Genomic DNA, 1,052 nt, shown 5'->3' with positions numbered 1-1,052 from the left:
GGCTCCTTGCCCTTGGCGATGAGACGCTGGTGGAAGGCCTTGAGGACGGGATTTGAGCGACTGGCGGTGAGGGCAGCCATATAGACCACCCTGCGCACGGCGTGACGACCGCCCCAGATAATGCGGCGGCCTTTGAAGGTGCCGCTGTCGAAGTCGTATGGGGCCAGGCCAGCAAGGGCTGCGATTTCGCGCCGCGAGGCCTGCCCTATCTCCGGCGCCAAGGCCAGCACGGTATGGCTGAACACCGGACCGGCACCGTGGAAGGACTGGATCAGGCGGTCCCTGGCCGCGAACGCCGGCTGGCTGGCGACAAGATCGGCCATGCGCTTGGCCAGCAGTGCGATATCGAACTCAATGCGGCGCAGACGCTGGGTGAAGATGCGCTTGACCGTCGGCTCGCGGACCTGCTCGAGCTGATTGGCCAGGCTGACCTTGTCGTCGCTGAGCTGCCTGCGGGCCACGACCAGATCGGCCAGTTGCTCGGCGATTGGGTCGCACTGCACCGGCCGGGTCGGCAGTTCGGCGGTATAGCGTGCAATCAGCAGGGCATCGATGCGGTCGTTCTTGGCCAGTCGGCCAAGCGCGCGGGCATAGTGGCGCAGCTTGTGCGGATTGACGTTCCTGGCCGGTAAACCCGCCTTGCGCAGCGCCTTGGCCACGCCGCGCTCATAGCCTCCACTCGGCTCCATGCCGATGGCGCGCACGTTGCGGCCTTTCAGCCACTTGCTCAGCTTGGCCCATCCGTCCTTGTCGTTGTCGAAACGCGCTTGTTCCTGCGTCTGGAACACGGCCACGTCGAGCCATCGCTTGGCAACGTCGATGCCGACATCCTGAACCGTTCCTGCAGCCATCTTCTCGGTCCCTTCCTTGTGTGCGGGGGCTTGCCCCTTGCAACTGTTCGGGTTCACAAAAGAAGGCGGTCGGGCCCCAGCTCATCCACGGTTTAGGCTACCTGAGGGGTGACGGGCTCTCGACCGCCGCCACGGATCAGGCAAGCACCTGGTCCGTGGCACCCCTCAACAATGCACGATTCCAGACACACAAGGGGTGTT

At 64.6% G+C, this 1,052-nt stretch carries 1 protein-coding gene; it reads right to left on the bottom strand.

Translation table 11 applies throughout. From position 1 onward, the window contains the following. Window positions 1–851, bottom strand: an 851-nt coding sequence (locus tag EN846_RS33525; RefSeq protein WP_189521686.1) for an IS110 family transposase, incomplete at its 3' end; no start/stop codon positions are given. Window positions 852–1,052: the final 201 nt, after the last annotated feature.

It is taken from the genome of Mesorhizobium sp. M4B.F.Ca.ET.203.01.1.1 (assembly GCF_004791025.1).
Classification (GTDB): Bacteria; Pseudomonadota; Alphaproteobacteria; order Rhizobiales; family Rhizobiaceae; genus Mesorhizobium; species Mesorhizobium abyssinicae.
This window is presented reverse-complemented; position numbering and strand designations above follow the sequence as displayed.